The sequence below is a fragment of the Serratia nevei genome, from assembly GCF_024160145.1.
GTDB lineage: Bacteria > Pseudomonadota > Gammaproteobacteria > Enterobacterales > Enterobacteriaceae > Serratia > Serratia nevei_A.
Genome location: NZ_JAMYWQ010000007.1, coordinates 24,048 through 47,722 on the forward strand (window position 1 = coordinate 24,048; position 23,675 = coordinate 47,722).

General features: G+C 61.8%; 23 protein-coding genes. 3 read left to right on the plus strand and 20 right to left on the minus strand.

Annotation, left to right across the window (positions count from 1 at the left end; all coding sequences use genetic code 11):
- Positions 1–122 precede the first annotated feature (122 nt).
- The 11 genes from sseB to trmJ form a co-directional block, all read right to left on the minus strand.
- A complete protein-coding gene (gene sseB / locus M6G53_RS07215) occupies positions 123–953 on the minus strand; it encodes an enhanced serine sensitivity protein SseB (RefSeq protein ID WP_253330132.1) in 831 nt (276 codons plus the stop codon).
- Between the two features lie 89 nt (positions 954–1,042).
- Positions 1,043–2,338, minus strand: a complete 1,296-nt coding sequence (gene pepB, locus M6G53_RS07220; RefSeq protein WP_253330134.1) for an aminopeptidase PepB — start codon at positions 2,336–2,338, stop codon at positions 1,043–1,045.
- Positions 2,339–2,561: 223 nt separating this feature from the next.
- A complete protein-coding gene (gene iscX / locus M6G53_RS07225) occupies positions 2,562–2,762 on the minus strand; it encodes a Fe-S cluster assembly protein IscX (protein ID WP_006327336.1) in 201 nt (66 codons plus the stop codon).
- Positions 2,763–2,794: 32 nt separating this feature from the next.
- A complete protein-coding gene (fdx, locus tag M6G53_RS07230) occupies positions 2,795–3,130 on the minus strand; it encodes an ISC system 2Fe-2S type ferredoxin (protein WP_004941417.1) in 336 nt (111 codons plus the stop codon).
- A 2-nt stretch (positions 3,131–3,132) separates the two neighbouring features.
- Entirely contained in the window at positions 3,133–4,983 is a 1,851-nt protein-coding gene (hscA, locus tag M6G53_RS07235) for a Fe-S protein assembly chaperone HscA (protein WP_253330136.1), read from the minus strand.
- Positions 4,984–5,015: 32 nt separating this feature from the next.
- On the minus strand, positions 5,016–5,537 hold the full coding sequence (gene hscB, locus M6G53_RS07240) for a co-chaperone HscB (protein WP_253330138.1): 522 nt from the start codon (positions 5,535–5,537) through the stop codon (positions 5,016–5,018).
- Positions 5,538–5,599: 62 nt separating this feature from the next.
- Complete coding sequence (gene iscA / locus M6G53_RS07245; protein WP_004941410.1) at positions 5,600–5,923, minus strand: iron-sulfur cluster assembly protein IscA; 324 nt, start codon at positions 5,921–5,923, stop codon at positions 5,600–5,602.
- 54 nt (positions 5,924–5,977) lie between these two features.
- Positions 5,978–6,364, minus strand: coding sequence for a Fe-S cluster assembly scaffold IscU (gene iscU / locus M6G53_RS07250; RefSeq protein ID WP_004941408.1), 387 nt, complete (start codon positions 6,362–6,364; stop codon positions 5,978–5,980).
- 24 nt (positions 6,365–6,388) lie between these two features.
- Positions 6,389–7,603, minus strand: coding sequence for a cysteine desulfurase (iscS, locus tag M6G53_RS07255; RefSeq protein ID WP_016929764.1), 1,215 nt, complete (start codon positions 7,601–7,603; stop codon positions 6,389–6,391).
- Between the two features lie 54 nt (positions 7,604–7,657).
- Positions 7,658–8,152 (minus strand): Fe-S cluster assembly transcriptional regulator IscR, encoded by a 495-nt coding sequence (gene iscR / locus M6G53_RS07260; RefSeq protein WP_004941404.1) that lies wholly within the window; start codon positions 8,150–8,152, stop codon positions 7,658–7,660.
- A 193-nt stretch (positions 8,153–8,345) separates the two neighbouring features.
- The gene (gene trmJ / locus M6G53_RS07265; protein WP_073532799.1) at positions 8,346–9,080 is read right to left on the minus strand and encodes a tRNA (cytosine(32)/uridine(32)-2'-O)-methyltransferase TrmJ; all 735 of its coding nucleotides are present in this window, start codon (positions 9,078–9,080) and stop codon (positions 8,346–8,348) included.
- Positions 9,081–9,199: 119 nt separating this feature from the next.
- Between trmJ and suhB the strand changes: the two genes are divergently transcribed.
- Positions 9,200–10,003, plus strand: a complete 804-nt coding sequence (gene suhB, locus M6G53_RS07270; protein WP_004941400.1) for an inositol-1-monophosphatase — start codon at positions 9,200–9,202, stop codon at positions 10,001–10,003.
- 56 nt (positions 10,004–10,059) lie between these two features.
- Here the strand turns inward: suhB and M6G53_RS07275 are convergent, their stop codons facing one another.
- Positions 10,060–11,082 (minus strand): nickel/cobalt transporter, encoded by a 1,023-nt coding sequence (locus M6G53_RS07275; RefSeq protein ID WP_253330140.1) that lies wholly within the window; start codon positions 11,080–11,082, stop codon positions 10,060–10,062.
- Positions 11,073–11,708, minus strand: a complete 636-nt coding sequence (locus M6G53_RS07280; RefSeq protein WP_253330142.1) for a DUF1007 family protein — start codon at positions 11,706–11,708, stop codon at positions 11,073–11,075. Before M6G53_RS07280 ends, M6G53_RS07275 begins: the two co-directional genes overlap by 10 nt.
- A 182-nt stretch (positions 11,709–11,890) precedes the next feature.
- Here M6G53_RS07280 and csiE point away from each other — a divergent pair, with 182 nt between their 5' ends.
- A complete protein-coding gene (gene csiE / locus M6G53_RS07285) occupies positions 11,891–13,156 on the plus strand; it encodes a stationary phase inducible protein CsiE (RefSeq protein WP_253330144.1) in 1,266 nt (421 codons plus the stop codon).
- On the opposite strand, the gene M6G53_RS07290 is transcribed toward csiE, so the two are convergent.
- Positions 13,157–14,302 carry a 3-phenylpropionate MFS transporter gene (locus tag M6G53_RS07290; protein ID WP_253330146.1) on the minus strand — a complete coding sequence of 382 codons (1,146 nt, stop codon included), beginning with the start codon at positions 14,300–14,302 and terminating at the stop codon, positions 13,157–13,159.
- 156 nt (positions 14,303–14,458) lie between these two features.
- The gene (gene glyA, locus M6G53_RS07295) at positions 14,459–15,712 is read right to left on the minus strand and encodes a serine hydroxymethyltransferase (protein ID WP_004941389.1); all 1,254 of its coding nucleotides are present in this window, start codon (positions 15,710–15,712) and stop codon (positions 14,459–14,461) included.
- Positions 15,713–16,069: 357 nt separating this feature from the next.
- Between glyA and hmpA the strand changes: the two genes are divergently transcribed.
- Entirely contained in the window at positions 16,070–17,260 is a 1,191-nt protein-coding gene (gene hmpA, locus M6G53_RS07300) for an NO-inducible flavohemoprotein (RefSeq protein WP_253330148.1), read from the plus strand.
- 37 nt (positions 17,261–17,297) lie between these two features.
- On the opposite strand, the gene M6G53_RS07305 is transcribed toward hmpA, so the two are convergent.
- The 5 genes from M6G53_RS07305 to M6G53_RS07325 all read right to left on the minus strand — a co-directional run bounded on the left by M6G53_RS07305 (position 17,298) and on the right by M6G53_RS07325 (position 23,675).
- Positions 17,298–18,482, minus strand: a complete 1,185-nt coding sequence (locus M6G53_RS07305) for a c-type cytochrome (protein ID WP_253330150.1) — start codon at positions 18,480–18,482, stop codon at positions 17,298–17,300.
- A complete protein-coding gene (locus M6G53_RS07310; RefSeq protein ID WP_253330152.1) occupies positions 18,479–20,389 on the minus strand; it encodes an NAD(P)-binding protein in 1,911 nt (636 codons plus the stop codon). Before M6G53_RS07310 ends, M6G53_RS07305 begins: the two co-directional genes overlap by 4 nt.
- An 85-nt stretch (positions 20,390–20,474) precedes the next feature.
- Positions 20,475–21,899 (minus strand): aminobutyraldehyde dehydrogenase, encoded by a 1,425-nt coding sequence (gene patD / locus M6G53_RS07315; protein WP_253330154.1) that lies wholly within the window; start codon positions 21,897–21,899, stop codon positions 20,475–20,477.
- Between the two features lie 35 nt (positions 21,900–21,934).
- Complete coding sequence (locus tag M6G53_RS07320; protein ID WP_253330156.1) at positions 21,935–22,741, minus strand: ABC transporter permease; 807 nt, start codon at positions 22,739–22,741, stop codon at positions 21,935–21,937.
- Positions 22,731–23,675 (minus strand): ABC transporter permease, encoded by a 945-nt coding sequence (locus M6G53_RS07325; RefSeq protein WP_151254614.1) that lies wholly within the window; start codon positions 23,673–23,675, stop codon positions 22,731–22,733. Before M6G53_RS07325 ends, M6G53_RS07320 begins: the two co-directional genes overlap by 11 nt.

The window sequence follows — 23,675 nt, forward strand, 5'->3', positions numbered from 1 at the left end:
TGTTGCCGGCCTTCTCAAGTGGCGCAGATTATATGTGCGCCGTTAACGCTTGCCTACGGGAAAATCAACATTTCATTAAAAAAATATGATCTTCATTGGCCATTTTCGACAACGCGACGGCGCTACTGGGTCTTGTCGGTAGACGGGATCAAATTGCGCAGCCAACTGCCCCAGCGGCGCTGATAAAACGGCTGCGTATGGGAGATCAGATAGTGGCTGATGCCGCGCTCTTTCTCCGACACCAGGCAGAAATCCACCGGTTCGTCATTCGGCGCCGTTTCGCTGGCGACGCTGCCGGCCTCGTTGATCAACGCCTCGATCTCCGCCGGCTCGGCGTCCACTTCCAGCCCGATCAGCAAATTCGGCTTCTCATCCGCCGCCTGGTCGTGCATCAGCGCCAGAAACGCGCGGCGCACCGGCTTGCGCTGGCTGAACAGCGTGGTCAACGCATCCACCATCGCCGACGGGTACTCTTCGGGCTGCCCCAGCAGGATTTGGGTCTCTTTGTCGACGTAATACTCCACCGGTTTGACGACGCCGCCAGTCGCCAGCAGCATCGCCACCTCTTCCGGGTAGAACTCCTTGCCGTACTCCGCCTTCGGGTTGAGGAACAGATCCGCACCCTGGGTGATTTCGAACAGCACCCGCGCCGGCATGGCGATGAACGGCTGTTCGTCCTCCACCGCTTTCTGCAACGCCTCCAGCGAGGTGAAGAACGGAATGATGCTGCCGCCGTCCTGCTTCTCCCAATGCTGGATATTGACCGGCGTATCCGCGTTCAGCGCGATGTCGCCGTCCTGCTGCACCTGCTCGCTGTCGCCGAGGATCAGCACCGTGGCGTCGAGCAATTCACGGAAGAACGCCGGGCGGTGGGCCGGCTCCGTCACCGCCAGCTTCAGCAGGCGTTCAAGTTCGTTCTCGCTCGGGGCGGCATCGTGATGATGGGCACTCATGGCAAACTCCAGGGATCAAATAGCGAGGCCCAGCATGCTGGGCCCCGAAGATAATGCGCATTCTAGCGCCCGACGCGGCGGGCGTTCAATTATTTGGCTTTGCTCAGCAGCAGATTGGCCAGGGTACGCACGCCCAAACCGGTCGCGCCGGCCGACCACTGCTCCACCGCGCCTTTGCGGTAGGTGGCGGAACAGTCGATGTGCAGCCAGCCTTGCTGGTAGTTCTTGACGAAGTGCGACAGGAAGGCCGCCGCGGTGCTGGCGCCGGCGGTGTAAGCCGGGCCGGCCACGTTGTTCAGCTCGGCGAAGTTGGACGGCAGCTGGCTGCGGTGGAACTCGGCCAGCGGCAGACGCCAGAACGGCTCTTGCTCGGCGGCGGCGCTGCTCAGCAGCGCCTGCGCCAACGCGTCGTCGAAGCTGAACAGCGCATGGTAGTCGTTGCCGACCGCGGTTTTGGCCGCGCCGGTCAGGGTGGCGCAGTCGATAATCAGCTGCGGGTTCTGCTCAGAAGCGTCGATCAGGCCGTCGGCCAGCACCAGGCGCCCTTCCGCATCGGTGTTCATCACCTCAACGGTTTTGCCGTTGCGGTAGCGAATGATGTCGCCCAGTTTAAAAGCGTTGCCGCTGACCATGTTGTCGGCGCAGCACAGGTACAGCTTCACACGTTGCTTCAGGCCGCGCGCCGCCGCCAGCGCCAGGGCGCCGGTGATGGTGGCCGCGCCGCCCATGTCAGCCTTCATCGAATCCATAAAGGCGCTCTGTTTCAGGCTATAGCCACCGGTATCGAAGGTGATGCCCTTGCCGACCAGGCAGGCGAACACCGGCGCGTCCGGGTTACCGGTCGGGTTGAAGTCCAGCGCCAGCAGCACCGGCGGGCGCTCGGAGCCGCGGCCGACGGTGTGGATGCCGGCATAGTTCTGCTCGCGCAGATCTTCGCCCTTGGTGATGCGGTAGCTGACGGCATCGCAGCCGACGTCGCACATCAGATCAACGGCGCGGGTCGCCAGTTGCTCCGGCCCCAGCTCTTCCGCCGGCATGTTGATGGTGTCGCGCACCCAATCTACGATCTTCAGGCGCTTATCCAGCTCCTGACGTGCGGCTTCCGGCAGCTCGGCCCATTCGACGTTGCGCTGCCCTTTCGGCCCGCGGTAGCCCTGCCAGAACGCCCAGCTGTTTTCCAAGTCCCAACCGTCGCCGGCCAGCTTGACGTTTTTGATACCCTGGCCGTCAATTTTGCGGCCCGCACGCTGGATCGCGCCCAGTTTGTCGGCGCCGGTCAGGTGGATGGTCATCCCTTCGCCGTTGGTGCTGAGGAGCGCTTTTTCGCCCCAACGGGCGTCGGCAGGTTGTTGCGACAGCGTGACCTGCATGAATTCTGTTGTCATAGCCTTCTTACTCCGGATGTTCCCTTTATTAATTCATTAGGGCTTTATTGCATACCCTATGGATTTCAAATTGCAGCTAGGCGCCCAGCGATCGCATCCCCAGGAGCTTACTCAGGTAAGTGACTGGGGTGTGATCGTGCAGGTAACAACGCTGCGGTTTGAAAGACGACGGGTATGTCGGATACAAAATAAACGGGCCGCCCATGGCAGCCCGTTACGCTATTTACTCCGCTTCATCTAACCAGACCAGCAGGATCGCTTCCAGTATTTTTTCGTTGGAAGCCTGCGGATCGTCGTCGAACTCTTCCAGATCGCAGATCCACTGATGCATGTCGGTAAAACGCACGGTTTTCGGATCGGTGTCCGGGTATTGGTCGTACAGGGCTTCGCCGATTTCTCGGCTGTCGGTCCACTTCAGTCCCATTATGATCTCCGGGTTGGCGCTGCGGCTAACAATTAATGCTCACGCGCGTGGTTGACGGTATAACGCGGCATTTCGACCACCAGATCTTCGTCGGCGACCAGCGCCTGGCAGCTCAGACGGCTTTCCGGCTCCAGCCCCCACGCTTTGTCAAGCATGTCGTCTTCCAGCTCGCTGCTCTCTTCCAGCGAATCGAAACCTTCACGCACGATGCAGTGGCAGGTAGTGCAGGCGCAGGATTTCTCGCAGGCATGCTCGATTTCAATGCCGTTGCGCAGCGCAACGTTGAGGATCGACTCCCCTTTTTCGGCTTCCAGAACCGCCCCTTCCGGGCAAAGATCTTGATGGGGCAGGAAAACAATTTTAGGCATGGTTAAACCTCATCCACAGAATGGCCAGCCAGCGCGCGGCGAATGGAAGCGTCCATGCGGCGCGCGGCAAAATCTTGCGTTTGTGCATCTAATGTTTTGATGGCGTCTTCGATAGCGGCGGGATCTTCCCCCTGCACCGCCTGCTGCAACGCCTGGGTCGCGGCGGCGATCGCCTGGCTTTCCGCCTCGCTCAGCAGCGCGGCGTCGGTGGCCAGCGCGCCCTGCAGGCTTTCCAGCACCCGCGCGGCTTCCACGCGTTGCTCCGCCAGCTTGCGCGCGCCCACGTCGCTTTGCGCGTTGGCCATCGAATCCTTGATCATGCCGGCGATTTCGCTGTCAGACAGGCCGTACGACGGCTTGACCTGGATCGACGCTTCAACGCCGGTGGATTTCTCCATCGCAGTGACGCTCAGCAGACCGTCGGCATCCACCTGGAAGGTGACGCGAATGTGCGCCCCGCCGGCAGGCATCGGCGGCAGGCCGCGCAACGTGAAGCGCGCCAGCGAACGGCAATCCTGCACCAGCTCGCGCTCGCCCTGCAGCACGTGGATCATCATCGCGCTCTGGCCGTCTTTGAAGGTGGTGAACTCCTGCGCGCGCGCCACCGGAATGGTGGTGTTGCGCGGGATCACTTTCTCCACCAGGCCGCCCATGGTTTCGAGGCCCAGCGACAGCGGGATCACGTCCAGCAGCAGCATGTCGCTGTCCGGCTTGTTGCCCACCAGAATGTCGGCCTGGATCGCGGCGCCGATGGCGACCACTTTATCCGGATCGATCGACGTCAGCGGCGTGCGGCCGAAGAAGGCCCCCACCTGCTCACGCACCAGCGGCACGCGGGTGGAACCGCCGACCATCACCGCTTCAAGCACCTCGTCGGCGGCGACGCCGGCGTCTTTCAGCGCGCGGCGGCAGGCCATCAGCGTGCGTTTCACCAGCGGGGCGATCAGCGCTTCGAACTGGGCACGGGTCACCTCGCCCTGCCAGCCGGCCACCTCAACGCGCACGCTGTCGGCATCGCTCAACGCGATTTTAGCGGCGATGGCGGCGTCCAGCAGCTGGCGCTGCACGCCGTGGTCGCTGCGATCGGCCACGCCGGCCTGCTCGCGCAACCAGTCGGCCAGCAGATGATCGAAGTCGTCGCCGCCCAGCGCGGAATCGCCGCCGGTCGCCAGCACTTCGAACACGCCGCGGCTGAGGCGCAGAATGGAGATATCAAAGGTGCCGCCGCCCAGATCGTAAACCGCGATCACCCCTTCCTGGCCGGAGTCCAGCCCGTAGGCGATCGCCGCTGCAGTCGGTTCGTTCAGCAGGCGCAGGACGTGCAGGCCGGCCAGACGCGCCGCGTCTTTGGTGCCCTGGCGCTGCGCATCGTCGAAGTAGGCGGGAACGGTGATCACCACGCCATCCAGCTCGCCTTCCAGCGCCGCTTGCGCGCGCGCGGACAGGGCCCGCAGGATATCGGCGGAGACGCCGACCGGGTTGACCGGGCCGGCGGCGGTGACGATCAGCGGCAGGCCGTTGTCGCTGGCCTGGAATTGATACGGCAGGTTCGGGTAACGCTGCTGCACGTCCGCCAACGAGCGGCCCATCATGCGTTTGATGGAGCTGACGGTATTGGCCGGATCCTGCGCCGCCTGTTGGCGCGCCTCCCAGCCGACGCGCTGCGCGTCCGCCTGATAATGCACCACCGAAGGCAGCAAATGGCGGCCCTGTTCGTCGGCCAGCGTTTCCGCTTGCCCGCTGCGCACCGTGGCGACCAACGAGTTGGTGGTGCCTAAGTCGATGCCGGCGGCCAGACGCCGCTGGTGCGGCGCGGCGCTGAGGCCAGGCTCACTAATTTGTAATAAGGCCATGTTGAAGCTTCCACAATCAGAATCAGAAGGTGTTACTCAAAACCCAGCAGTTTTTCTTCGAGTTGTTCAACCTGTTGCTGGAGTTTGTCCAAAAAGCGCAGCTTGCGCACGGTGTCGGCGGCGTCCGCCCACTGCTCGCCGTCCAGTTGCTGTAGCATCAGCGCGCTGCGCTGTTTGATGGAGGCGGCGAGCCGCGCGCCGAAATCGGCCAGCAGGCGCTCGGCCTCCGGCTTGCGCTCAATGGCGTCGAGCTCTTCGCGCAGTTCCAGCTGTTCCATCAGGAACGCGGTATCGCGCATCGTATGCTGTTCGTTGCCCAGATCGAAGCCGTGCAAAGATAGCATATACTCCGCGCGTTTTAACGGGTGCTTCAGCGCCTGGTAGGCTTCATTGATGGTCGCCGCCTGCTGCAACGCCATCAGGCGTTCGCGCTCCGGCTGGTTGGCGAAACGATCGGGGTGGAATTGGCGCTGCAGATCCTGGAAGCGGGACGCAAGCAGGCTGCCGTCCACGGTGTAGCGAACTGGCAGCCCGAATAAAGTAAAGTAATCCATAGCGTGCTCTGGGCGTTAGCGGATGAAGTTCCCCCGCCGAAACGGGGGAGCACGATGGACTGTCAGACGTTGAAACTCTCGCCGCAGCCGCATTCGCTTGAGACGTTCGGGTTGTTGAACTTGAAGCCTTCGTTCAGGCCTTCCTTAACGAAATCAAGCTCGGTGCCGTCAAGGTAGACCAGGCTCTTGCCGTCGATGATCACCTTGATGCCTTTGTCTTCAAACACGATGTCGTCATCGTTGGCTTCGTCAACAAATTCCAGCACGTACGCCATCCCGGAGCAGCCGGAAGTTCGCACTCCCAGACGCAGGCCGAGACCCTTGCCGCGGTTCGTCAAAAACGCCTGAACACGCTGCGCAGCGCTGTCGCTCATGGTAATAGACATCACAACCTCACACTTCACATCAAAGCCCGGCGCAGCCGGGCCGACTCAGACAAATTACTTGGCGCTATGCTTGCTCTTATAGTCGGCAATCGCTGCTTTGATGGCGTCTTCAGCCAGGATCGAGCAGTGAATTTTGACCGGCGGCAATTCCAGCTCTTCGGCGATCTGGGTGTTTTTGATCGCTTCAGCCTGATCGAGCGACTTGCCTTTCATCCATTCGGTCACCAGCGAGCTGGAGGCGATGGCGGAACCGCAGCCGTAAGTTTTAAAGCGTGCGTCTTCGATGATGCCTTCATCGTTAACCTTGATTTGCAGCTTCATGACGTCGCCGCAGGCCGGCGCCCCTACCATGCCGCTGCCGACGGTCGGATCTTCGTTGTCGAAAGAACCCACGTTGCGCGGGTTTTCATAATGATCGATTACTTTTTCGCTGTAAGCCATGACCTTGCTCCTGAAACCTGAGAATTAATGATGCGCCCATTCGATGCTGTTGATGTCCACGCCCTGCTTGAACATCTCCCACAGCGGGGACAGATCGCGCAGACGGCCGATGGATTTACGCACCAGTTGAATGGTGTAGTCGATCTCTTCTTCCGTGGTGAAACGCCCCAGGGAGAAACGGATCGAGCTGTGCGCCAATTCATCGCTCATGCCCAGCGCGCGCAGCACGTAGGACGGCTCGAGGCTGGCGGAGGTACAGGCTGAACCGGAGGAAACGGCCAGGTCTTTCAGCGCCATGATCAGCGACTCGCCTTCAACGTAGTTGAAGCTGACGTTCAGGATGTTCGGTGCGCCGTGCTCCAGATCGCCGTTCAGATACACTTCTTCCATATCTTTCACGCCGTTCCACAGACGATCGCGCAGGGTGCGCAGACGCGCCATCTCTTCGGTCATCTCTTCTTTGGCGATGCGGTAAGCTTCGCCCATGCCGACGATCTGGTGGACAGGCAGGGTGCCGGAACGCATGCCGCGCTCGTGACCGCCGCCGTGTACCTGCGCTTCGATGCGGATGCGCGGCTTGCGGCGCACGTACAGCGCGCCGATGCCTTTCGGGCCATAGATTTTGTGGCCGGAGAACGACATCAGGTCGACTTTCAGCTTGCTCAGATCGATAGGCAGTTTGCCCACGCTCTGGGTGGCGTCAACGTGGTAGATGATACCGCGTGCGCGGCACATTTCGCCGATCGCTTCGATATCCTGCACCACGCCGATTTCGTTGTTGACGTGCATGATGGAGACCAGAATGGTGTCATCGCGCAGCGCCGCTTCGAGATCCTGCAGGCTGATAATGCCGTTGCTCTGCGGCGCCAGGTAGGTCACTTCAAACCCTTCGCGCTCCAGCTGACGGCAGGTGTCCAGCACGGCTTTGTGTTCGGTTTTGCTGGTGATGATGTGCTTGCCTTTTTTCTGGTAGAAATTGGCAGCGCCTTTGATCGCCAGGTTGTCGGATTCGGTCGCCCCGGAGGTGAAGACGATTTCGCGTGGGTCGGCGCCCACCAGTTCGGCGATTTGGTTACGGGCGATGTCTACCGCCTCTTCCGCCTGCCAACCGAAACGGTGGGAACGGGAAGCCGGGTTGCCGAAAGTGCCGTCCAGGGTCAAAAACTGCATCATCTTCTCAGCAACGCGCGGGTCGACCGGCGTCGTTGCTGAGTAATCCAGATAAATCGGTAATTTCATTGCTCTTGTGCTCCGTACATCACTTCCAAAAACTAAAAAAATTTCGCCAGCTGCTTATGCGCGCAGATTAACGTTGATAGTTTCTTGCGGACGACCGTTGGCCGTGCGGCGCGTATCGTTGTTTTGACGATCCGCCACCACCAGCACTTCCTGGTTATTGACCAGTTCTGCCAGCGTAATGTTGTTCAGGAACCCGCTGATGCGCTCGCTCAGATCGCGCCACAGGGCGTGGGTCAAGCAGCGATCGCCGCCCTGACAGCCTTCTTTGCCCTGGCAACGGGTTGCATCTACCGATTCATCGACGGCAGTGATGACAGCGCCAACGGCGATCTCACCCGCGTCTTTACCCAGCAGATAACCACCGCCCGGACCGCGCACGCTGGCCACCAGGCCATTCTTGCGCAGACGGGAGAATAATTGTTCCAGATAAGAGAGCGAAATACCCTGGCGTTCGGAAATGTCCGCCAGTGGCACCGGCCCTTCCTGGGAATGCAGCGCTACGTCGAGCATAGCGGTTACGGCATAACGGCCTTTGGATGTCAGTCTCATAGCTCAATGGTTACCTGTTGGTCAAATATGGCCGAAAGTCTGACATTCCTGAGTAAAACAGTCAACTATTTAACCCAGTAATTGACTCAAGTATTAGCACGTTTTGAACTTAGCAAGAACAAAGGTATATAAAATACATGTTATAACCTTTGGATAACTAATACTATTGTCGCCCACCGTTATGCCACATCAATTAATTACCTTGCTGTTTATCCTGTTTCTCGATCGACGTCAGCATGCCGCGCAGGATATTCAGCTCCTGTCCTTCCGGGCGCGCGCGGGTGAACAGCCGACGCAGGCGGCTCATCACCTGCCCCGGATGGGACGGGCGAATAAAGCCGGTGCGCTGCAGCGTCTGCTCCAGGTGCTGATAGAAACGCTCGAGGTCGTCCACCAGTGGATACGGCGTCTCTTCCAGCTGCGGCGCCCCCGCCTGTTGGCGATCGAGGTAAGCCACGCGCACTTCGTACGCCAGGATCTGCACCGCCATCGCCAGGTTCAGCGAGCTGTAGTCCGGGTTGGCCGGAATGGCGACGTGGTAGTGGCACTTCTGCAATTCATCGTTGGTCAGCCCGACGCGTTCGCGGCCGAACACCAGCGCCACCGGCGCGTGTTCGCCTTCGTGCACCGCGCGCACGCCGCATTCACGCGGCTCCAGCATCGGCCACGGCAACGTGCGGGAGCGCGCGCTGGTGCCCACCACCAGGCTGCAGCCGGCAATGGCGTCATCGAGAGTGTCGACGATCGTGGCGTTGCCGATCACGTCGCTGGCGCCGGCGGCCAGGGCGATGGCCTGAGAATCGGGTTTGATCAGCGGATTAACCAGATAAAGGTTGGTTAAACCCATGGTTTTCATGGCTCTGGCGGTCGAGCCCATGTTGCCGGTATGTGAAGTCTCTACCAGAACAATGCGGATATTGTGCAGCATACAAACTCTGAGCGTGGCGGAAAATCGCAGCATCTTAACACAGCCGTAGGCAATTTGCCGAACAGCTGCTATACTTCGCGCCGTTTCCTGTTCTTTAACATCCTAGTTGGAAGATACCCATGCATCCGATGCTGACTATCGCCGTGCGCGCTGCGCGCAAGGCCGGTAACCTGATTGCCAAAAACTACGAAACCCCGGACGCTGTAGAAGCGAGCCAGAAAGGGACCAATGACTTCGTCACCAACGTCGATCGCGATGCAGAGCATCTGATCATCGACGTCATCCGCAAGTCTTATCCGCAACACAGTATCGTGAGCGAAGAACGCGGTGAGCTGATCGGCGAAGATCGCGATGTGCAATGGGTGATCGATCCACTGGATGGCACTGCAAACTTCATCAAACGTTTCCCTCATTTCTCCGTTTCCATCGCCGTACGCATCAAAGGCCGTACTGAAGTGGCCGTGGTCTACGATCCGATGCGCAACGAACTGTTCACCGCCACTCGCGGCCAGGGCGCACAGCTCAACGGCTACCGCCTGCGCGGCACCAACGCCAAAGATCTGGATGGCACCATCCTGGCGACCGGCTTCCCGTTCAAGGTCAAGCAGCACGCAACGCCTTACATCAACATCGTCGGCAAGCTGTTCACCCAGTGCGCAGACTTCCGCCGCACCGGTTCCGCCGCGCTGGATCTGGCCTATGTGGCCGCCGGCCGCGTGGACGGGTTCTTCGAAATCGGCCTGAAGCCGTGGGATTTCGCCGCGGGCGAACTGCTGGTGCGTGAAGCCGGCGGCCTGGTGACCGACTTCGTCGGTGGCCACAACCACTTCAGCTCCGGCAACGTGGTTGCAGGCAACCCGCGCGTAGTGAAAGCCATGCTGGCCACCATGCGTGAAGAACTGAGCGAAGCGCTGAAGCGTTAATCGCCAGAAGCGAATCAAAAAAAAGCGCTGCCGATGCAGCGCTTTTTTTATGCCCGTTAGCGGGAGAAGGGCCGGATGCCGCCGCCGAATTCCGGCTGCGCGCTGACGTACAGCAACAGCCCCGCAGCCAACAGGATCAGGCCGCCGGCCAGTGCCAACGCCCCCCAGGCCACCGCGCGCCAGGCGGCGGGCGCGCGCGAACGGCTGAGGCGCACCGCCAGCCGGCGGCTGTAATGCACCAGCAGCGCCAGCATCGAGATGGTCAACGAGGTGCCGAACGCCATCGCCAGCGCGGAGATCACTCCCCAGCCGAACACGCCGATCACCTTGGAGAACAGCAGCACCAAAATCGCCCCCGAACAGGGGCGCATGCCCATCGCCAGCACGATGGCGGCCTGAGTGCGCCAGTCGCTTCCCGCCTGCAGCTCGCTGTCGCTCGGCAGATGCCGGTGGCCGCAGCCGCAGTGGGCGCTGTGCACGTGATCCGCCGCCAGCGGCGTCAGGCTGTTGATGCGCAGTGCCAGTGCCGGGCGCATCGCCTTGATCGCCGCAAACAGGCGTTTCAGCGCGCGCCAACTCAGCAGCACGCCAAGCAGCATCACCAGAATAAAGCTGCCCTTTTCCAGCCAGAAGCTGCTTTGGTGCAGCTGGCGCGAAGAGAGCTGCAATACCACCAGCATCAGCGTAACCAGCGCGATCGCTACCCCACCCTGCACCAGCGAGGCGGCGAAGGTCAGCTTCAGGCTGCTTTTCAGCCGCGCCGGATGGGTGGCCAGGTAGGTGGCGATCACCACTTTGCCGTGGCCGGGGCCGAGCGCATGCAAGACGCCATAGCCGAGGCTGAACAGCATCAGCGCCAGCCCGGCCTGCTGCGGCGCAGCCTTCACCTGCTGCAACAGCCCCGCCATCTGCTGGTGCAGCGCTTTTTGCCATACCACGCTCTGCATCAGCAGCTGCGGCCAATAGTGCCATGCCAGCAGCGCGGCGGCCGCCAGCGCCAGCGTGAACGGCAGCAGCGGCCACAGGCCGAAGGCCCAGTGGCGTCGGCTCGTCGTCGGTTGCGAGAGATTCAGCGACATTGCAGCGTCACCCGCTGAGCGAACTGCTGCCCCAGCGCCAGGTCTTCGCCGGGCGAGTCGCTCTTGTCGAGCGACAGCGCATAGGCCTGCAGCGATGCATTCGGCTTCGGCGTCATCAGCTTGTAGCTGCACAGCTGCGCCATCTCCGGCGGCAGGTGCAATGCATTTTGGTCTTTATAGGTCATATCCACGAAATAAGTTGGATCGTAAGTAGAAAGTTCGAACGGCTTGCCCGCCAGCGGCTGCGGCTCGGCCAACGGCAGCACGAACTCCAGCACCGCCTGATTGCCCTGGCGTGACAGGTGATATTCGCTGGGCAAGTTCAGGTATTTCACCGGCTTGCCGTCGCGGTAAAGATCGGTGAAATAGTGCTGCCCCAGCACGTTGGCCATCACTTGCGCCGCCAGCTTTTTCCACACTTCCGAATCGCTCTTGGCGTTTTTCGCATCGTAGAGCAGATCCGCCGAGGTGATTTCATCCATCACCCACACCATTTTCAGGCCGACCAGCCGCTGGTCTTTGGCGACGAAGGTGGTATTCATGTCGATAAAGCTGTGCGGATGCGCGATCGCACCGGCGCTGAATACGGCGCCGAAGGCAGCCAAAAGACGACGTAACTTCATCATTATCCTGTCTTACCAGTATTTGTTATAACGTAACACAAATAAATGCCGAACGGCCCGCCTCTCCCGGCGATATTTGTGACGAAAGTTGTAAGCCGAAGTAAAAGCCGGGCAGTAACCCTGCCATTACAAAGCCTTTTGCTATGCTTAGGCATAATCGCAACCTTTTATGCCGGAAGGTGATAATGAGCCTGGACACCTCTCCCGTGCCCGAGCTCTCCGGACAACAACGGCGCTGCCATCTGCTGCTGATGCTGTACACGCCGGAGCCCGAGTTGCAGCTGGAGACCCTAAGCCAAATCAACGGCGTCGCCCCCCCGATAACCCGGCAAGATATAGCCGAGGTGGCCAGTGAAATCCAGCGTTTCCACCACCTGGAGATCGCCGTCGATCCCGATCGTGGTTACCAGCTGCGGGGCAGCGCGCTCGACCAGCGCCTGTGCCTGATCCATTGGCTGCGGCGGGCCCTGCGCTGCAGCCCGCAGTTCGTTGCAGGCGATTTCGCCCCGCGTCTGCGGCACGCGCTGGCGGCAGATGCCGCGCTGACCTCGCTGCTGGCAGAGGCGATCGATGCCTGCGAGCCGCTGCTCAACCGCCGCTTCGATGCGCGCGACCGCCAATTCCTGCAACACTACCTGCTCTACTGCGCCTGGCAAAATCGTCTGCAGCAGCATCCACGTTTCGACGCCGTTCAGCGCGACTGGCTGCGGCAAAAGCCGGAGCAGCAGGCCGCTGCCTGGCTGCATCAGGCCTGCAACCGGCTGTTTAACCAGCCGCCACAGGCAGACGAGCGCGATTTTTTGGCGTTGACCTTCACCATGTTGAAAAATCACAGCTACCACAGCAACGACTCCGCGCAGGAACAGCGGCTGATGGCGGCCATCGACAGCATGGTCGAACGCTTCCAGCAGCTCTCCGGCATGGCCTTCAGCAGCAAGGCGGAGTTGGTCAGCCAGCTGTTCGCCCACCTGGCGCCGGCGCTGGAGCGCTGCCGTTTCGCCATCGGCATCGACAATATGCTGCTGGAAGAAGTGGTGCGCAAATACCCGCGGCTGATGCGCACCACGCAGGAAGCGCTGAAACCGCTGGAGCAGGAGTACGGCGTGCATTTTTCCAACGAGGAGGCGGGCCTCGTGGCCATCAGCTTCGGCGCCTGGTTGATGCAGGCCAACGCGCTGCAGGAAAAACAGGTACTGCTGCTGACGCTGGACAACCCGCAGCTGGAAGAGGAAGTGGAGTATCAGATCCGCGAGCTCACGCTGCTGCCGCTGAACATCAAATATCTGCCGCTGAGCGACTATCTGCGCGGCGGGGCGCCGCAGGGTGTCACGCTGGTGATCACCCCTTATGCGGCGGTGCACAGCAATCCGCACCCGCCGCTGATCTATACCGAACTGCCGCTGGAAACCCGGCAGCGCCAGGCGATCCGCGCGCTGCTGGAAGCCCCTTAATCAGCGGCTGACGCTGACCGCCGGCGGCCGGATGAACAAGGCCGGCACCGCGACCGCCGCCATCACCCAGAATACCCCGCCCTGCCAATGTTCGAACAGGAACCCGGCAATGACCGTCATGACGGCGATGCCGCCGCCCATCGCCAGCGCCGAATACACCGCCTGCAACCGGATCACCTCTTGCCCCTGGCGCGCGGCGATAAAGCGCATCGCCGCCAGATGGCAGACGGTGAAGGTGCCGCAGTGCAGGATCTGGATCAGCAGCAGCCAGCCCAGCTCGGTGCTGTAGGCCATCAGGCTCCAGCGCAACACCCCGCAGCAGGCGGAGAGCAACAACAGGTTGCGCGCATTCCAGCGGCGGAACAGCACGTTGCTGCTGGCGAAAATAATCACCTCCGCCACCACGCCGAGCGACCACAGATAGCCGATGGTCGAGGCCGAATAGCCGGCTTCCTGCCAGTAAATGGAACCGAAGCTGTAGTAACCGGCGTGCGCCCCCTGCAGCAGCGTGACGCACAGCAGGAAGCGCCAGACCGACCCTTCTTTCAGCAGTGCCCACAGCGAGCGCTCGGCTCCGCTGTGCGTGCGCGCTTCGCCCTGCGGCATGACGCTCGGCTTCAGCAACATGCCCAGCAGCATCGCCAGCACGCTGAGGATCAGGCTGTAGAGAATGGCGTTATGGCCCCACACCGCCACCAGTTGCCCGGTCAGCGCCGAGCCGATGACGAACGCCAGCGAGCCCCACAGCCGCACCCGGCCGTAGTCCATACGGATCTGCTTTTGCCAGGTGGCGGCCAGCGCGTCGGTCAGCGGCACCAGCGGCGAGAAAAACAGGTTGAAACCCGCTATCACCAGCATCAGCCAGCCCCAGCCGTTGCCGAAGCAAAAGCCGACCGCGAAGGCCAAGGTCAGCAGCGCCAGCAGGCGCAGGGCGGAGACCAAATGAGAGGGATCTTTAACGCGGGGTGCAATCAGTAAACTGCCGAGGAAGCGGGCCACCAAGCCGGCGCCGAGCAACATGCCGATAGTTTCGGGCGCGATGCCCTCGCCTTTCAGCCACACGCCCCAAAACGGTAAAAAGATGCCATAGGAAAAGAAGTAGGTGAAATAACTGAGCGCGAGCCAACGCGTTGATTGCAGAACCATGATCCCTCCGGAGTGAGGGCAATACTTTGACAGAGCTCACACCGCCCCGCAATCGTCATTCCACTTCAATGCGTTAGAGTGCCAGACAGTTCACAGTTTGCTGCAGGCGGGCATAAAAAAACCCGCCGCAGCGGGTTTTGTTGGGCGAAAGCGGGATTATGCGTAAACCGGCAGGCGGGCGCAGATATCCAGCACTTTCTTCTTGGTGCGCTCGATGGTGGCTTCATCGTTGATGTTATCCAGCACATCGCAGATCCAACCGGCCAGTTCGCGCACGTCGGCCTCTTTGAAGCCGCGACGGGTCACGGCCGGGGTGCCGATACGCACGCCGGAGGTGACGAACGGGCTCTTCGGATCGTTCGGCACGCTGTTTTTGTTGACGGTGATGTTGGCGCGGCCCAGGGCGGCGTCAGCTTCTTTACCGGTCAGATTTTTGTCCACCAGATCCAGCAGGAACAGGTGGTTATGGGTGCCGCCGGAGACCACTTTGTAGCCACGCTGCAGGAACACCTCCACCATCGCCTTGGCGTTGACCGCAACTTGCTGCTGGTAAACCTTGAACTCAGGCTCCATCGCTTCTTTCAGCGCCACCGCCTTGCCGGCGATCACGTGCATCAGCGGGCCGCCCTGGCCGCCTGGGAACACGGCGGAGTTCAGCTTTTTATACAGCTCTTCGTCGCCGCCCTTCGCCAGGATCAGGCCGCCGCGCGGGCCCGCCAGGGTTTTGTGGGTGGTGGTGGTGACGATGTGCGCGTGCGGTACCGGGTTCGGGTACACGCCGGCGGCGATCAGGCCCGCCACGTGCGCCATGTCGACGAACAGGTAAGCGCCGATGCTGTCGGCGATTTCGCGCATTTTGGCCCAGTCAACCACGCCGGAATAGGCGGAGAAGCCGCCGATGATCATTTTCGGCTTGTGGGTTTGCGCCTGCTTGGCCAGATCGTCATAGTCGATTTGGCCTTTGTCGTCGATGCCGTAAGGCACCACGTTATACAGTTTGCCGGACAGGTTGACCGGGGAACCGTGGGTCAGGTGGCCGCCGTGCGCCAGGTTCATGCCCAGAATGGTGTCGCCCGGCTGCAGCAGCGCGGTATACACGGCGAAGTTAGCCTGAGAGCCGGAGTGCGGCTGCACGTTGGCGTAATCGGCGCCGAACAATTCTTTGGCGCGATCGATAGCCAACTGCTCAACGATATCCACGTATTCGCAGCCGCCGTAGTAACGCTTGCCCGGATAGCCTTCAGCGTATTTGTTGGTCAGCTGGGAACCCTGAGCCTGCATCACGCGCGGGCTGGTGTAGTTCTCAGACGCGATCAGCTCGATGTGCTCTTCCTGACGCACCACTTCCTGCTCCATGGCACGCCACAGTTCCGCATCGTAATCGGCAATGTTCATTTCACGCTTTAACATCCGGCATCTCCTGACTTAAATCAGCTAACTAAAAAATCACCAAATAACTACCCGTTTGGGTTCTGGGCCACAGTGTAAACCGTTTCGCCCTACCGAAGATAGGTCTTGACAGAGGTTTTTACGCAAACGATTGGCATAAGGTGGCGCAAGGCTTTGATCCACGAAACACCGCCGTTTATCAACGGACATTTCCTCATGCGAATCCCGCGCTTTTTTCATGTTCTGTGAACCCGATCGACGCCCGAAGAACACCGCAACGAAAACAAGGGTATTTACAAGCGGCGCGGAACCCAATAAGATGCATTTAAAATACATCATTATAATTCTTGTCAAGATCCCAACCCAAGGAGCGCTTCCATGCTGGATAGCCAAACCATCGCCACCGTGAAATCTACCCTTCCCCTGCTGGCTGCGACCGGGCCGAAGCTGACCGCCCACTTTTACGATCGCATGTTCGCGCATAACCCGGAATTGAAAGACATTTTCAACATGAGCAACCAGCGCAACGGCGATCAGCGTCAGGCGCTGTTCGACGCCATCTGCGCCTATGCCGCCAACATCGAGAACCTGGCGGCGCTGCTGCCGGCGGTGGAGCGCATCGCGCAGAAGCACACCAGCTTCAATATCCAGCCGGAGCAGTACCACATCGTCGGCGGTCACCTGCTGGCGACCCTGGACGAAATGTTCAGCCCGGGTCAGGAAGTGTTGGACGCCTGGGGCAAAGCCTACGGCGTGCTGGCCAACGTATTTATCCAGCGTGAAGAGCAGATTTATCAGCAGAGCGAAACCGACAACGGCGGCTGGCGCGATCTGCGCGCGTTCCGCATCCTGAAGAAACAGCCGCAGAGCGACGTGATCTGCAGCTTCGTGCTGGCGCCGGTGGACGGCGGCCGGGTGGCGGACTTCAAACCGGGGCAATACCTGGCGGTCTACATCAAGCACGATAGCCTGGAGCATCAGGAAATTCGCCAGTACTCGCTGACCACCTCGCCGAACGGCGAGTTCTATCGCATAGCGGTGAAGCGCGAAGATCAGGGGAAAGTGTCCAACTATCTGCACCAGCAGGCGCAGGAAGGCGACGTGATCTACCTCGCCCCGCCGCACGGCGACTTCTTCCTCGACGTGGCGCCGACCACGCCGGTGGCGCTGATCTCCGCCGGCGTCGGCCAAACCCCGATGCTCGGCATGCTCAACACCCTGCACGACAACCAGCATCAGGCGCAGGTCCACTGGCTGCACGCGGCGGAAAACGGCAGCGTGCACGCCTTTGCCGATGAGGTGGCGGATATTGCCGGGCATATGCCGAATCTGAGCCGCCATGTGTGGTACCGCGAGCCGGGTGCCGATGACGTGGAAGGCCGCGACTACCACAGCCGCGGATTGATGGATTTGAGCGCGCTGCAAGGCAGCCTGGCCGATCCGCAGATGCACTATTACTTCTGTGGCCCGGTGGCCTTCATGCAGTTCGTGGGCAAACAGCTGCTGGAGATGGGCGTAGAGGCCGAACGCATCCACTACGAATGCTTCGGCCCGCATAAGGTGCTGTAATGCTTGCGGAGCGCGGCCGTCGAGCCGCGCTCCCCTCTCATTTCGCCTGCAGCTGGCGCGCGTCCTGCACCTGCTGCACCGTCACCGGCGCCGCCTGGTTGCCCCAGCTTCCCCGCAGATAGCTCATCAGATCGGCCGCCTGTCGATCGTTCAACGCCCAGCCGTAAGCCGGCATGTCAAACGCCATCGCCTGCTGCGTGATCGGCGTATGCGCCCCTTCCAGCACCACCCGCAGCGCGGTCAGCGGATTGTCCGCCGTTACCGTGGCATTGCCCGCCAGCGCCGGAATGGCAAAATCGGTGCCTTCGCCCTTGTTGCCGTGGCAGGTCGAGCAGTACATCGCGTAGGTCGCCTTGCCGCCCGGGTTATCCGCCTGCACGGCAGGCGCAGCGGCTTTGGCGGCGGTTTCCGGCGCCAGGCTGCGCAGGTACACCGCGATGGCGTTCAGATCGCCGTCGCTGAGATACTGCGTACTGTGGGTCACCACCTCGCTCATCGGCCCGGCGACCGCCGCATGGCGGCTGCGGCCGGTTTTCAGCAGCGCCGTCACCTCTTCCGGCGGCAGGCCGCGCAGATTGGAGGCGTACCAGCCATCCAGCTCGGCGCCGCTCAGGAACACCGGCTCCTTACCGTCCAGCCCCTTCTCCTGCATCGCCCAGCCGCGCGGCGTGTGGCAGCTGCCGCAATGGCCCGCGCCCTGCACCAGGTAGGCGCCGCGGTTCCACTCGGCGCTTTGCTGCGGATCTGCCTGATACGGCTGGTCGTCGTGGAACAGCTGGTTCCACACCGCCAGCGGCCAACGCATCGACAGCGGCCAGCTGATGTCGCTGGCGCGGTTGGCGACGTTCTGCGCCGGCACTTCATTCATCAGATAGTCATACAGCGCGCGCATGTCTTCCGCGCTCATTTTGGCGTACGAGGTGTACGGCATCGCCGGGTAGAGCCGGTGACCGTCTTTGGCTACCCCCTGGCGCATGGCGCGATCGAACTCCTCGAACGAATAGGCGCCGATGCCGTGCAGCTTGTCCGGCGTGATGTTGGTGGCGTAGATAGCCCCGAGCGGCGTCGGGAACTTCATGCCGCCCGCCAGTTCAGCGCCGCCCGGCGCAGTGTGGCAGGCGGTGCAGTCGCCGGCTTTGGCGACGTATTCCCCGGCCGACATCGCCTGGGCCGAGCCGCCGGCCGCCAGCAGGCTCAACAGGTACAGCGAACGCAGACTCATGCTCCCTCCTTGGTGGCAACCTTGCCGTAGGCCAGTTCGTTCACCGCGCGCCACGCCTGATCGATCGCCGAGTTGGCGTACGGGCTCCAGTCAGAATCGGAGTTGGCGATAACGATCTTGCCGATCGGCTGCCGCGCCGTTTCGATGATTTTCTTGGCTTCTTCTTCGTCGTCAAACAGCCCGTTGAGGAAGTAGGAATAACCGTGCGACCAGCGGTTGACGGTGATCGCCTGAATGTCGCGCTGATGGTCGAAACCGGCCTCGCCCAGCATGCCCTGCAGCTGTTCGCGGATCATCTGCTCGTGCACCTCGAACGGCGTGCCCAGCAGCAGCGCGCGCCCTTTGCGCGACTGCTCGCGCGTGCTGAGGCCGCTGCCCGGCAGCGTCGGCACGTAGACCATATGCAAGCCTATCGGACGATCCGGATCGCGCGGGTGCTGATACCCGCCCATGCTCACCGGGTAGTCCAGCTTCACGCGGCTGTACGGCGCAGCCGGCGAATAAATTTCGTGTACGCCCAGCTTGATGAACGGCTGCCAGTTGCGGATCACCACCTTGCTGTACACCAGCGGCGCCTTGACGTTCTGCTTCAGCGCCTCCTGCTGCTCGTGCGACATCTCCGGCACCAGGTACGGGATCATCATGTTGTAGCCGGCCATCACCACCTGCCCGGCGCGCACCTTGGTCATTTTCTCGCCGGTCATGTAGGTGACTTCCACCTTGTCGCCGACGTTGGCCGCGTGCAGTCCGGTGCTGTTCAAACGCAGCTTCACCGGCGACTCGGGCCGATCGAGCTGGCTGTAGTCGAATTTGGCCAGCACCACGTCGTTCATGTCTTTGCCGGCCGGCGCCACCGCCGGGATCAGCTTGCGCACCATCAGGCGCGTCAACGTGGCGTTGCCGTCCGGGAAGTGGAACACGTAAGGATCGTCGAGATCCGCCTGCGACTCTTCGTCCAGCGGCGGCAGATTCATGCCGCCGAGGCCCGGCAGATCGCAGATGCGCGCATCGCTGCACGAGGTGCCGTCGATGCCCACCGCCTGGAAGTCGTTGGTGGTCTGCTGGAAATAACGGATCGCCAGCTCGCTCAGGCCCACTTTTTCACGCAGGAACTGGGTGTAGCTGTGGGAATCAAGCCATTCGACCTTCTGCTCCAGCGTCATCTCCGGCAGATAATCTTTCTCCACCGTATGCAGCGCGATCAGCGCCTGGCGATCGCTTTCCGGCAGCGGGAAATCACCGATGAATGCTTCATAAGAGCGGCCGTTGAGGCGATCGCGCGGAATATCGTCCGCCACCGTGCGGCCCGGATCGCCGCTCACCACCTTGTCGACGCCGAAGTTTTTACGATCGAAGTAAACCCCGCGGCTCAGGTTCAGATCCGGGTAGAAGGTGGTGTCAAACGCCTGCTCCAGTTGGTCGATATCGACGCCGATCTTGCGTAGCAACCCCATCGCTACCGGGCTGAAGTTGGAGCGCGGCGACTGCAGCGACTCGCTGCCGCCGTAGCCGAGCAGCATACCGTCGTCGGTGTTGAATTCGTTGCGTTTGGCGTGGCCGCCGAAGTCGTCATGGTTGTCGATCAGCAGAATGCGCTGCTGCTCGCCTTTCAGCTGCTGCCAGAAGCAGGCGGCCGCCAGCCCGCTGATGCCGGCGCCGACCACCACCAGATCGAACTCTTCAACGGCGGGTACGCTGCCGAAATCAAAGGTTTTACCGTCGCGCCCCAGCTGGTGCGCATGCTCGAACGAGCCCGGATGGTTACCCCGCAGCCCGGTCAGCGCCGGCGGGTAGTACAGGGTTTGATTGGCGGTTTGCGGCGACGCACGCAAGATTTGCAGCGGCGTCAACCCGGCGGCGATGGTGATCGCCACCCCGTTGAGAAAATCGCGTCTGGTGATACCCATATAGGCTTCCTTTCAATTTTTATTATCATCGGCCGGCCGGGGCCGGCCCGAAGGCCGCGCTATTGTGCGGATAATTATTGTAAAATCAATGTTTGAACATCACATGACGAATGGCGGTGTAATCCTCCAGCCCGTACATCGACATGTCCTTGCCGTAGCCGGACAGTTTCTGGCCGCCGTGCGGCATTTCGCTCACCAGTATGAAGTGGGTGTTCACCCAGGTGCAGCCGTATTGCAGGCGGGCGCTTAAGCGATGCGCACGGCCCACGTCGCGGGTCCACACGGACGACGCCAGCCCGTAATTGGATTCGTTCGCCCAGGCCAGCACCTGCTCTTCGTCGTCGAACGGCGTCACCGTCACCACCGGGCCGAATACTTCGCGCTGCACGATCTCATCCTCCTGGCGCGCGCCGGCCAGCAGCGTCGGCTGGAAGTAGTAACCCGGTCCCTTCACCTTCTCGCCGCCGGTCACCACCTGCACGTGCGGCAACGCTTTGGCGCGCTCGACAAAACCGACGACCCGCTCCAGATGCTGGGCGGTAATCAATGGCCCCAGCTCGGTGCTCTCGTCGTCCGGCGCACCGATCTTCAGGCTGGCCACCGCCTCGCCCAGCCGCTTCACCAGCTCGGGATAAATGCTTTTCTGCGCGTAGATGCGGCAGGCGGCGGTGCAATCCTGCCCGGCGTTGTAGAACCCGAAGCCGCGAATGCCGTCCACCACCTGCTGCAAATCGGCGTCGTCGAACACCAGCACCGGTGCCTTGCCGCCCAGCTCCATATGGGTGCGCTTAATGCCGGCGGCGGTATGGGCGATGATGTGCTCGCCGGTGGCGATCGAGCCGGTCAGCGACACCATACGTACCTTGTCATGCCCGGTCAGCCGATCGCCGACGCCGGCGCCGCGGCCGAACAGCACGTTGAGTACGCCCGGCGGGAACAGCCCGGCGGCCAGTTCGGCCAGTTTGAAAGTGGTCAGCGGCGTCTGCTCCGAAGGCTTGATCACCACGCAGTTGCCCGCCGCCAGCGCCGGCGCCAGTTTCCAGGCCGCCATCATCAACGGGTAGTTCCACGGCGCGATCGAGGCCACCACGCCGAGCGGATCGCGGCGGATCATCGAGGTATGCCCGGCCAGATACTCGCCGGCCGCCATGCCGGTCAGGCAGCGGCTGGCCCCGGCGAAGAAGCGAAACACGTCGGCCACCGCCGGCAGTTCGTCATGCAATACGCAGTGATAAGGCTTGCCGCAGTTGAGCGACTCCAGCCTGGCGAAAGTCTCGGCATGCTCGTCGATCAGATCCGCCAGCTTGAGCAGATGCTCGGCGCGCTCCTTCGGCGTGGTTTGCCCCCAGGCGGCAAACGCGGCATCCGCCGCAAGCACCGCGCGATCGACCTGCTCCGGGCTGGCCTCCGCCACCTGCGCAATCACTTCGCCGGTCGCCGGGTTATACACCGGCTGGGTCGCGCCCTGGCCATTCACCAGGTGGCCGTCAATCAACAGTTGGCTTTGCATAGGGTTATCCTTTAATCAGAGGTCGGGTAAGGAAATTATTTGCCGCTGCCGGCGACGCTTTCCCCACCTTTGGTCAGGTAGTAAGCGCCGAGGATCGGCAGCATGGTCAACAGCATCACCGACAGCGCCACCACGTTGGTGATCGGCACGTCGCGCGGGCGACCGAGCTGGTTCAACAGCCACAGCGGCAGCGTACGCTCGTGGCCGGCGGTAAAGGTGGTCACGATGATTTCATCGAACGACAGCGCAAACGCCAGCATGCCGCCGGCCAACAGCGCCGAGCCGAGGTTCGGCAGAATCACGTAACGGAAGGTTTGCCAGCCGTCGGCGCCGAGATCCATCGATGCTTCGATCAGGCTGTACGAGGTGCGGCGGAAGCGAGCGATGACGTTGTTGAACACGATCACCACGCAGAACGTCGCATGGCCGACGACGATAGTCAGGATGCCCGGCTCGATGTTCAGCGCCTTGAACGCGGCCAGCAGCGCCAGACCGGTGACGATCCCCGGCAGCGCGATCGGCAGCAGCAACAGCAGCGAAATGCTGTCCTTGCCGAAGAAATCGCGCCGATACAGCGCCGCCGCCGCCAGGGTGCCGAGCAGCAGCGCGATGGCGGTCGCCAGGCAGGCGATCTGCGCCGACAGCAGCACCGCATCGATGATGTCCTGCCGCCCGGCGGCGACGTTGAACCAGTGCAGCGTGAACCCCTTCGGCGGGAAGCTGAAAGCCGCGTCCTCGGTGTTGAAGGCGTAGATGGCGATGATCGCCAACGGGAAATGCAGGAAGATCAGGCCGCCCCAGGCGGCCAGCTTCAGCCCTAAGGGCGCGCGTTCAGAGTGCATCGAAAGCCCCCAGACGTTTGACGATGGAAAGGTAAATGGCGATCAGGACGATCGGCACCAGCGTAAAGGCCGCGGCCATCGGCATATTGCCGATCGCGCCCTGCTGGGCGTACACCATGCTGCCGATGAAATAGCCCGGCGGCCCCACCAGCTGCGGCACGATAAAGTCGCCCAGCGTCAGCGAGAAGGTGAAGATCGATCCGGCGGCGATGCCCGGTACCGCCAGCGGCAAAATGACGTGGCGAAAGGTCTGCGCCGGTCGCGCGCCCAGATCCGCCGAGGCGTGCAGCAGCGAGGGCGGCAGGCGCTCCAGCGCCGCCTGGATCGGCAGGATCATGAACGGCAGCCAGATATAGACGAACACCAGAAAACGCCCCAGCCCCGAGGTCGACAGCGTGTTGCCGCCGACGCCGGGCACCGTCAGCAGCGACGCCAACAGCGGCTCCAGCCCCAGGTGCTGCAGAAACCACTGCGCCACGCCGTCTTTCGCCAGCAGCAGGGTCCAGGCATAGGCTTTAACGATATAGCTGGCCCACATCGGCATCATCACCGCGATGTAAAAGAACGCCTTGACGCGGCCGCTGGTGTAACGCGCCATGTAATAGGCGATCGGGAACGCCAGCGCCGCACTGGCCAGCGACACCAGCACCGCCATGGTCAGCGTGCGCAGGATGATGTCGTAGTTGGCCGGGTTGAACAGCGCCGCCAGGTTGGCAAAGGTCAGATCCGGCGTCACCGCCATGGTGAAATCGTCGAAGGTGTAAAACCCTTGCCACAGCAGCGTCAGCAGCGAACCGAGGTACACCGCGCCAAACCACAGCAGCGGCGGCACCAGCAGCAAAAGCAGATACAGCGTCGGCCGGCGATAGAGCCAGGTCGACAGCGCGCGCACGCTACCGCCGCGCGCCGGGGGGGAATCGATGCTCATGTCCAT

What these genes read in the sequence shown, in the direction of transcription:
- sseB (WP_253330132.1), bottom strand. Translation starts at nt 953, where the DNA reads ATGAGTGCCCATCATCACGATGCCGCCCCGAGCGAGAACGAACTTGAA.
- pepB (WP_253330134.1), bottom strand. Translation starts at nt 2,338, where the DNA reads ATGACAACAGAATTCATGCAGGTCACGCTGTCGCAACAACCTGCCGAC.
- iscX (WP_006327336.1), bottom strand. Translation starts at nt 2,762, where the DNA reads ATGGGACTGAAGTGGACCGACAGCCGAGAAATCGGCGAAGCCCTGTAC.
- fdx (WP_004941417.1), bottom strand. Translation starts at nt 3,130, where the DNA reads ATGCCTAAAATTGTTTTCCTGCCCCATCAAGATCTTTGCCCGGAAGGG.
- hscA (WP_253330136.1), bottom strand. Translation starts at nt 4,983, where the DNA reads ATGGCCTTATTACAAATTAGTGAGCCTGGCCTCAGCGCCGCGCCGCAC.
- hscB (WP_253330138.1), bottom strand. Translation starts at nt 5,537, where the DNA reads ATGGATTACTTTACTTTATTCGGGCTGCCAGTTCGCTACACCGTGGAC.
- iscA (WP_004941410.1), bottom strand. Translation starts at nt 5,923, where the DNA reads ATGTCTATTACCATGAGCGACAGCGCTGCGCAGCGTGTTCAGGCGTTT.
- iscU (WP_004941408.1), bottom strand. Translation starts at nt 6,364, where the DNA reads ATGGCTTACAGCGAAAAAGTAATCGATCATTATGAAAACCCGCGCAAC.
- iscS (WP_016929764.1), bottom strand. Translation starts at nt 7,603, where the DNA reads ATGAAATTACCGATTTATCTGGATTACTCAGCAACGACGCCGGTCGAC.
- iscR (WP_004941404.1), bottom strand. Translation starts at nt 8,152, where the DNA reads ATGAGACTGACATCCAAAGGCCGTTATGCCGTAACCGCTATGCTCGAC.
- trmJ (WP_073532799.1), bottom strand. Translation starts at nt 9,080, where the DNA reads ATGCTGCACAATATCCGCATTGTTCTGGTAGAGACTTCACATACCGGC.
- suhB (WP_004941400.1), top strand. Translation starts at nt 9,200, where the DNA reads ATGCATCCGATGCTGACTATCGCCGTGCGCGCTGCGCGCAAGGCCGGT.
- M6G53_RS07275 (WP_253330140.1), bottom strand. Translation starts at nt 11,082, where the DNA reads ATGTCGCTGAATCTCTCGCAACCGACGACGAGCCGACGCCACTGGGCC.
- M6G53_RS07280 (WP_253330142.1), bottom strand. Translation starts at nt 11,708, where the DNA reads ATGATGAAGTTACGTCGTCTTTTGGCTGCCTTCGGCGCCGTATTCAGC.
- csiE (WP_253330144.1), top strand. Translation starts at nt 11,891, where the DNA reads ATGAGCCTGGACACCTCTCCCGTGCCCGAGCTCTCCGGACAACAACGG.
- M6G53_RS07290 (WP_253330146.1), bottom strand. Translation starts at nt 14,302, where the DNA reads ATGGTTCTGCAATCAACGCGTTGGCTCGCGCTCAGTTATTTCACCTAC.
- glyA (WP_004941389.1), bottom strand. Translation starts at nt 15,712, where the DNA reads ATGTTAAAGCGTGAAATGAACATTGCCGATTACGATGCGGAACTGTGG.
- hmpA (WP_253330148.1), top strand. Translation starts at nt 16,070, where the DNA reads ATGCTGGATAGCCAAACCATCGCCACCGTGAAATCTACCCTTCCCCTG.
- M6G53_RS07305 (WP_253330150.1), bottom strand. Translation starts at nt 18,482, where the DNA reads ATGAGTCTGCGTTCGCTGTACCTGTTGAGCCTGCTGGCGGCCGGCGGC.
- M6G53_RS07310 (WP_253330152.1), bottom strand. Translation starts at nt 20,389, where the DNA reads ATGGGTATCACCAGACGCGATTTTCTCAACGGGGTGGCGATCACCATC.
- patD (WP_253330154.1), bottom strand. Translation starts at nt 21,899, where the DNA reads ATGCAAAGCCAACTGTTGATTGACGGCCACCTGGTGAATGGCCAGGGC.
- M6G53_RS07320 (WP_253330156.1), bottom strand. Translation starts at nt 22,741, where the DNA reads ATGCACTCTGAACGCGCGCCCTTAGGGCTGAAGCTGGCCGCCTGGGGC.
- M6G53_RS07325 (WP_151254614.1), bottom strand. Translation starts at nt 23,675, where the DNA reads ATGGACATGAGCATCGATTCCCCCCCGGCGCGCGGCGGTAGCGTGCGC.